This is a genomic window from Dysgonomonas sp. 521, from assembly GCF_010501055.1.
In the GTDB taxonomy this organism is placed as follows: Bacteria; Bacteroidota; Bacteroidia; order Bacteroidales; family Dysgonomonadaceae; genus Dysgonomonas.
Map to the genome: position 1 here is coordinate 1 of NZ_QVMO01000124.1, position 8037 is coordinate 8037.

The 8037-nt window shown below is 35.7% G+C and carries 7 protein-coding genes; all 7 read left to right on the forward strand.

The window, feature by feature from the left end; translation table 11 throughout:
• Nucleotides 1–1107: 1107 nt before the first annotated feature.
• Nucleotides 1108–2430 (forward strand): ATP-binding protein, encoded by a 1323-nt coding sequence (locus tag D0T84_RS20320; protein WP_163309681.1) that lies wholly within the window; start codon nucleotides 1108–1110, stop codon nucleotides 2428–2430.
• A 198-nt stretch (nucleotides 2431–2628) separates the two neighbouring features.
• On the forward strand, nucleotides 2629–3951 hold the full coding sequence (locus D0T84_RS20325) for an ATP/GTP-binding protein (RefSeq protein WP_163309682.1): 1323 nt from the start codon (nucleotides 2629–2631) through the stop codon (nucleotides 3949–3951).
• A 186-nt stretch (nucleotides 3952–4137) separates the two neighbouring features.
• Nucleotides 4138–5259 carry an HNH endonuclease gene (locus D0T84_RS20330; RefSeq protein ID WP_163309683.1) on the forward strand — a complete coding sequence of 374 codons (1122 nt, stop codon included), beginning with the start codon at nucleotides 4138–4140 and terminating at the stop codon, nucleotides 5257–5259.
• A gap of 6 nt (nucleotides 5260–5265) precedes the next feature.
• Nucleotides 5266–6492 carry a nucleotidyltransferase gene (locus D0T84_RS20335; protein WP_163309684.1) on the forward strand — a complete coding sequence of 409 codons (1227 nt, stop codon included), beginning with the start codon at nucleotides 5266–5268 and terminating at the stop codon, nucleotides 6490–6492.
• Nucleotides 6485–6898, forward strand: coding sequence for a hypothetical protein (locus D0T84_RS20340; protein ID WP_255495495.1), 414 nt, complete (start codon nucleotides 6485–6487; stop codon nucleotides 6896–6898). The genes D0T84_RS20335 and D0T84_RS20340 overlap by 8 nt, the downstream gene beginning before the upstream one ends.
• Before the next feature lie 97 nt (nucleotides 6899–6995).
• Nucleotides 6996–7136, forward strand: a complete 141-nt coding sequence (locus tag D0T84_RS22480; RefSeq protein ID WP_185155779.1) for a hypothetical protein — start codon at nucleotides 6996–6998, stop codon at nucleotides 7134–7136.
• Nucleotides 7137–7165: 29 nt separating this feature from the next.
• Nucleotides 7166–7480, forward strand: a complete 315-nt coding sequence (locus D0T84_RS20345; protein WP_185155780.1) for an HNH endonuclease signature motif containing protein — start codon at nucleotides 7166–7168, stop codon at nucleotides 7478–7480.
• Nucleotides 7481–8037: the final 557 nt, after the last annotated feature.

Consider the following 8037-nt stretch of genomic DNA (forward strand, 5'->3'; position numbering starts at 1 on the left):
AACAGGATCGTGCGCTGAAATATCTTCATCAATCCTACCAGGAAAAAGTAGCGTTTGATTGGGTATGTACGGACGAAAATGTATCTTTGACATAATAATTTTTTGAATACCTGAAGTTAGCAATACTTTAGGAAATAGCAAAGACCGAGCTTGGGAAAGTTCGGCCTTTGTGCGTAAAAAAGAGGGCATGTCTATTTTGACACACCCTCTTTGCTTCGTTTTGCTACTCTTCTTAAGTGGTGCCACCAGAAAGAGAACTATTATTGTATCTCTACTGATAATCAAGCTTTTATATTTTCTTAAATTTGGAATCCCACACGATTTAGCACACGATTATTTTTCATCGTTCTGCTTGCTATTTGCATGATTTCTGTTGTAAAGGTAGGAAAAATATCTATAATAAAGAAAATTTCTTTCAAGATTTTACTTGAAAAGAGCGTTGTAATCAACTGATTAACAGATGAGATAATTGTATTTAGCATAATAAACTAATAAGAGCACAACACAATAAACTAATGGACACATGACAATACCGCATCATCAACTATTTTGCTTATATCTGCTTTTAGCTTATCATCCATACTCAAATTTCTATTTTGTCCTTCCTTTGTTCCGAAACCATCAGTTCCGAAATGCGCATTTCGGAACTGAGTTATTTTGTAATCGAATCTACAAATTCTCCATTTTTTTTATTTTGTTTCTATTATGCAGCATAAATAGTGCATTATGGAAATAAAATAACGTATTAAGATGAATTAAGGACATTTCTGTTTTACCAACAAGACGAAAATATGTTGTTTTTGTTCTGTACACAAAACAAAAGAGCTTTTTTATTCACTTGCTGGGCAACTTATTCCCGCTTGTTTTGTGACTAATAAATAATTTGCAATAAAGGACACAATTTGTACATCAACGCAAATTATTTATATGTTGTTTTGAAGATAATATACTGAATATAAGGATGTAGACAAAGTGAAATTATAACAGATTAGTGTTCGAAAAAAGTATTTATAGGCTTAAAATTGAGAAAGATGACTACATCTCCAAAATTTTATTTATCTTTGTAACCGCCGTAACCGTTACGGATGTAACAAAAAAATGAAGAGCATGAAGTTTTATAACAGAACAAGCGAATTGGCAGAGCTGAAGCGGATACAAAACTTATCCTTCAGTGATCACTCTCGTCTGACTGTAGTAACAGGAAGAAGAAGGATTGGCAAGACAAGCCTTATCATGAAGTCGGTTGAGGATTTGCCAACTGTCTATCTGTTTGTCGGTCGTAAAAGCGAAGCAACGCTTTGTGCTGAATTTATTCCGATTATCAGTCAATCGCTTGATACGTTTGTTCCTGTAGAAATACGTACCTTCCGATCATTGTTTCAATATCTAATGGAGCTGGCTTCACAGAAGCCGTTCAATCTTGTCATTGACGAATTTCAGGAGTTCTATAACATCAATGAATCGGTGTATAGCGATATGCAAAATATCTGGGATACTTACCGCAAGAAATCCAAAATGAATCTGATAGTATCCGGCTCTGTTTATTCCTTGATGCAGAAAATATTCCAGAACAACAAAGAACCACTATTTGGTAGAGCAGATAATATTATCAAACTATCGGCTTTCGATTTAACCACGCTGAAAGAAATTATGCGTGATTACAATTCCAATTACACCAATGATGACTTGCTCGCTCTCTATTCCTTTACAGGTGGAGTTCCCAAGTATGTTGAGTTGTTCTGTGATAACATCACATTGAGCATAGATGAAATGATCTCATTTATGGTTCGGGAAAACTCTCCCTTTACCGATGAAGGAAAAAACCTGTTGATAGAAGAGTTCGGGAAAAACTATGCAACCTATTTTTCCATTTTAAGTGCTATTTCGGGCGGTATCAATACGCAACCCGAAATAGAAGTCGCATTAGGAGATAAAAGCATAGGCGGTCAAATAAAACGATTGATTGAAGATTATAATATCATCATTCGCCAACGTCCTATATTGGCAAAAGAAGGAAGTCAATCCGTTCGATATGAAATACAGGATAACTTTATCAGGTTTTGGTTTAACTATTTCGACCGTCATCGCTCGCTAATAGAGATAAAAAACTTTATCGGTTTGCAGGCTATCATCAAATCTGACTATCCGACTTATTCCGGTGTCATGTTGGAAAGATATTTCAAACAGCAGTTTGCCGAAAGTTTCCAGTATCGCGCTATTGGTTCGTGGTGGGAACCTAAAGGCAATCAAAATGAGATTGATATTGTTGCCCTGAAATTGGAGAAAAACCAAGCAGTAGCAGCAGAAGTAAAGCGACAAAAGAAAAATTTCAAACCAGAACTATTGGCAGCAAAGGTGGAACATCTTAAAAATAAGCTATTGCCTAAGTATCAGATTGAGATGGTTTGTTTGTCGTTGAAAGATATGTAGATTTCTTAATTATCAACATGTTACACTGATATTTACTTAACCTCGTGTCTAAAAGAAGTTAAAGTCCTACTTTAATGGGGCGTAAATGGGAAGTATTAGCATCTTCTGCTTTATTATTGAGAAAAATTCCGCTATTGGCTTTTTTAATCCGTTTTTTTTGTACTTTTGCTCTCTGAAAGTTTGCATAGTCCTAAAATTATGATAGAGAAAGTGTCTATAGAAAATGTCTTGTCATTTAGAGATGAAGAGACTTTGAGTTTCGTCGCCAAGAAAGAAAGAAGCGAGAAAACTAGTAATCAGCTATACAACTCAGTGGAGTTAGTCAATGGTGTTCCTCTTCTGAAGTGTGTGTTTTTCTTTGGTAATAATGGTGCTGGTAAATCCAATTTTATATTTGCTCTAAGAAACTTTGCGGAGTTGGTCTCATCTTTCAAGAAAAAACGTAATGAAAAAATCCCATATGCTCCTTTTGAATTTGATGACCAAACTAGAAAATCACCTTCAAAAATGTCAATATCTTATCATATTAAAGATATTAGATACACATATAGAGTTGATTGGGATGAAAATTATATTCGATATGAAAAATTAGAAAAAAAAATAGGACGTGGCAAAGATCGATGCATATATGAAAGGTTTTACAACGAAATGCAAGACACTACAGAGATTATTTTTTCTGATGCAAGTATTGATGATGATACTCGTTATCAGTTAAAGCATAGCACTATCTCTAACACCACTGTGTTGTCTGTCATAAGCGAGCTTAATGTACCTTGTACTGTTTTAAAAGATAATTTTGATTTTTTCGATAGTTCCCTAAATGTAACTCCAATGCGTGGGATATCGTTAACGGGAGGACTCCCTGTTGGGAGGAGTGCAAAGGAGGTTGTTTGCAAAGAGGTTATACTTGGTTTGATTAATGATATTGGTATCAATATAGTTGATTTTGACATAGTAAAACATGAGCTTCCTAAGGAGCTATTGGAGAAATTGAATTCTATTTTCACATCAGAAGAAATAGAAAAAGAGCGCTATCAAGAAGTAGCAACTTTTATTCATCATACTGAAAAATATGGGAATAAATTATTATCAGAGAGTGCTCAATCTGATGGTACCTTGGCTATTATAAAATTAATGATAGCTTTCTACCATACAGCCATAGATGGCGATTGTACAATCTTAGATGAAGTTACAGTTGGAATCCAACAAAAAGCTTTTAGTCGGTTATTGAAATTCTTTTTAAACATAGCAGGTAGATCGCAGCTAATTTTTGCGTCACATGATTACAGTTTATTGGAATTTGAATATATGCGTAGAGATTCAGTAAGGTTCTTCTCTAAAAACTTGGACGGGGTTTCATCTGTACAAACAATAAACTTGAAAAATGTACATAAGAACCTCAATTTTCGCAAATACGTTTTACAGAATAACAAATGGGGACAATTACCCCAGATGTGCGATGATGATACTTGGGTGGAACATTTAGATAAATATCGAAATAAAATATATCATTTGCAATAAAACAAGATAGCGGTAAAATTTAAAAGAATATCCAAATTGGATATTCTTTTTTTATAATAAGTGTGTCGTAATTGAGGATATTACCGCTATTAAATATATTTAACATACAAAAGCTTGTGTGTTAGAAATGTTTTTTTGAATCTTTGTGAATATTAACATAAAAATGTAAATAGAAAATATATTCAAATGAGCGTAACAAGCATTTCTTCCAAAAACAAAAATCTTCTTTGGGCAGTATCTGCCGGAAGATGTGAATATGCAGGATGCAATAAGGTTCTGCACACAGACATTCTGACTAACAAAAAGTGTAATAGTGCATACATAGCCCATATTGTTGGCGATGAGTCGACCGGGCCACGAGGAGATGTGAAACGGTCAAAGCTATTAGCAAATGACATTAATAACTTAATGCTACTTTGTGATACACATCACAGAATGGTAGATGCGGATGAAATTACATATACTGAATCCTATCTTCTTGAAATGAAACGACAACATGAAGAACGCATCAAGCGAATAACGGATATCGCTCCCAATATGTCCAGTGAAATAATTCTATATGGAGCAAATATAGGGGTTAATAACTCTCCTTTGTCCTATCAATCGGCAAATGAAGCGTTGTTATACGATTATTATCCTGCAAGCGATTATCCGATTGAGTTGGGATATAAGAATGCTTCTTTAACAGATGATATGGACGCTTATTGGATCACTGAAGAAGCTAACCTTTTTACGCAGTTCAATCTGAAAATAAAGCCACGATTGATGCAAGGCAATACTGACCACTATTCGGTGTTTGCAATTGCTCCGCAACCATTACTTATAAAGTTCGGAGTGTTATTAAACGATCTGAATAATGTCAAAGTATATCAGAAACACAGAGAGCCTTCTACATGGAAATGGCAAACTGCTTCTTCTGATATTGAATATATTCTTCGCGAACCAGACGACAAAACGAAAGTTCCGGTTCTTGTATTTAGCATGAGTGCGACAGTAACATATGATAGAATACAAAAAGCGTTGGGGAATAATACAAGTATATGGGAAATCACCATAAACGGTGCTCCTAACAACGATTTTTTAAAAACTGAAGCATTACTGTCTGATTTTCGTCGAACTGTCCGACATGCTTTCGATAAGATCAAATCATATCACGGTTATACGGGATTACATATTTTCCCAGCTATGCCCGTTTCTGCATCCGTTGAATTGGGTCGAGTTTGGATGCCCAAAGTCGATATGCCAATGACGATATATGATGCGAATAAGGAGAAGAACGATTTTTACATGACAATAACAATAAAATAAATAGATATGCTTACGCAAGAAGAAAAAAAACAATTCAGTGAGATTTTAGAAACACTCGGCGAAACATTGGACATCACAGAAACCCAATATAAAGCCGCAGTTAGTAGTTATGGCGCAGTAGGCGAATGGTTGGCGAAGCCGGAATCATCACTTGCTCCATATAAACCGATCATTCGTCCGCAAGGCTCATTCATGCTTGGAACGATGATTAAGCCCGTTTGTGAAGATGACGATTTGGACATTGATTTAGTATGTGAATTGACAGGAAAAAATCCGCAGTGGGCACAATATCATCTTAAACAGGCGGTCGGGAATAGGCTCAAAGCTAACGAAACTTACAAAAATATGCTTGACGAAGAAGGGAGAAGATGTTGGACATTGATGTATTCCGATAGTGCCAATTATCACATGGATATACTACCGAGCCTCGTTTGTAACGGGTATAATACTGTACTTGAAAAGGCTTTTTCGGCTACAGCGTTGGACAAAGATTACGAATCATTGGCAATACGTATAACAGATAATAAACAAAGCAATTATTATACTGATACGGTTGCTGAAAATTGGATGAAAAGCAATCCATTCGGTTATGGTAGATGGTTTTTCAATGCAGCCGATGTTACCTCACTGCGTAAATCCATAATGTTGTCGGAAGCTGTAAGCCCCGTACCAAAGTATAATAAAGAAAAATTACCACTCCAGCGAGTTGTTCAAATTCTGAAACGACATCGAGATATGATGTTTAACGGAGATGAACACAAACCTATTTCCATTATTATTACAACTTTGGCTTCAAGGACATACAACAAAGAAACTTCTGTCATAGATGCGCTGACAAATGTAGTTGCCAATATGCGAAACTATATAGAAAGTCGCTATGATCCGAATACAGGTAAGATTGTAAAATGGATTCCGAATCCGGTAAATCCCGAAGAAAACTTTGCTGACAAATGGGTGGAACATCCTCAAAGGGAAAAGAAATTCTATAAATGGCTCGACCAAGTTGAATCAGACGTACAAGCCATTGTTCAAAAACGAGGGTTGCAATATATAGCCGAAGCAATGAAAAAGCCTTTTGGAGAGCAGGCTGTTACAAAAACGTTCTCTACTTTAGGCGAAAGGAATCGTAATCTTCGGGAAAGTGGGGTGTTAAAAATGGCAGCAGGTACAGGTATTCTTAGCACAGTAGGTAATGTAGCCGCAGCCGCACATAATTTTCATGGTAATGACTAAAAAGAAACGAATTTCAGTACATGCTCAAGGGGGAATGCTTCGGCATCTTTTCCCTGATTCTACTTTGAAAATCGTTGGATATGATAAAGGGCTAATTTGGGAAGGAAAGCTTCAACCAACTAATTTAAGCATAACTTACAATATTAAGGTAGAGTATAATATAGGATGCAACCCTAATATATATGTACTTAGTCCAAATCCCTTGCCTTTGGCTAAGGATGCGACTAAACTCCCGCATACCTATAATCACGAAAAACAGCACTTATGCTTGTATCATAGGCTCATGAATGAATGGAATGAACGTAAAATGATTGCAAAAACAATTATTCCGTGGACGAGCGAATGGCTGCTTCATTATGAGATTTGGGTAACCACCGGTACTTGGCATGGTGGTGGAATACATTAAACGTGGTTAATAAAGTCAACCATAAAGTGAGAAAACGACTTTAAGCAAGAATCAATCCACTTGCATTGTTTGGATTGAAAAGCAAATTTTGAAAGTTATGGCTAAAAAAGTTACAGGTAAAGCCGCTGCTTCTGCCGCTTCGAAAGTTTTGAGAGATGGAAGAACAAGTGCTACGAGCAAAACTGCTGCCGGAAGCGCACTTTCTCAAAGAGAAAAAAGCAGTAAAAAAGGGAAGTAAATTTATTATTAATTATAATTTTTATATTTATGTTAACAACTAAAATGTTTGGAAGCTCATTTTCTGAAACAGAAAAGCGAGCTGTGTGGAACAAGGGTATAGTTATTTCTGGATATGATCCAGATGAAGTACGAAAAGATAGATGTGGTGCATGGATCCATTATGACAAATATGGGGATACAACAGAAAACGGTTATGGGTGGGAGATTGATCACATTAAACCAAAATGCAAAGACGGCACAGATAATTTATCAAATCTACAGCCTCTCCACTGGCAAAACAATAGAGCAAAAGGAGATGATTACCCAGCTAATGATTATTGTGTAGTAAGTGCATCAAAGTAGTTTTTATTATTCGATAAATTAATTTGGAAATAATTATGAACAGAGAAAAGGATTGACAAAAAATGTCTGTTTTTATCAATCCTTATATTCTCACTTTTTAGATTTGTTAAACACTCCTCTTATAGAAAGGATGAATAAAGCAATGCTTTTAGGAGATTTACTCTTTTCGTAAGCGAAAAGGAAGAAATCTTCTAAAACCCAGAGGGCTTGGCATTGCTGTTTCAGACTTGGAATATACCTTGTTTCACAAATCTAAAAAGGATTATCCCTGCCTGAATCCTCGTTTCGGCTTCTTCTTTGTTTTCTTTTTTATCGGAATTTGTTCTTCCTCCTTATTGTTCACATCAGGAGTAAGCAAACCCAATGCAGAGGACAGACCTAAATCGGGGAGATTGAAACTTTGCTTCTTTTCAGTACCGTTTGAAAGGTTGTCGTCTTGTTTATATACAACCTTGTTTTCATTGTAAGCCTTCGGTCTGCCTCATCTTTTACAAGATTTATATAGTTTTTACCTTTACGGAGAGATTTAACGATAAATTAAGGAGCCATCAGTTTAT

Bases quoted from the DNA above. Each gene is read 5' to 3' on its own strand.
- D0T84_RS20340 (WP_255495495.1), top strand. From the start codon at position 6,485: ATGACTAAAAAGAAACGAATTTCAGTACATGCTCAAGGGGGAATGCTT.
- D0T84_RS20325 (WP_163309682.1), top strand. From the start codon at position 2,629: ATGATAGAGAAAGTGTCTATAGAAAATGTCTTGTCATTTAGAGATGAA.
- D0T84_RS20330 (WP_163309683.1), top strand. From the start codon at position 4,138: ATGAGCGTAACAAGCATTTCTTCCAAAAACAAAAATCTTCTTTGGGCA.
- D0T84_RS20345 (WP_185155780.1), top strand. From the start codon at position 7,166: ATGTTAACAACTAAAATGTTTGGAAGCTCATTTTCTGAAACAGAAAAG.
- D0T84_RS20320 (WP_163309681.1), top strand. From the start codon at position 1,108: ATGAAGTTTTATAACAGAACAAGCGAATTGGCAGAGCTGAAGCGGATA.
- D0T84_RS20335 (WP_163309684.1), top strand. From the start codon at position 5,266: ATGCTTACGCAAGAAGAAAAAAAACAATTCAGTGAGATTTTAGAAACA.
- D0T84_RS22480 (WP_185155779.1), top strand. From the start codon at position 6,996: ATGGCTAAAAAAGTTACAGGTAAAGCCGCTGCTTCTGCCGCTTCGAAA.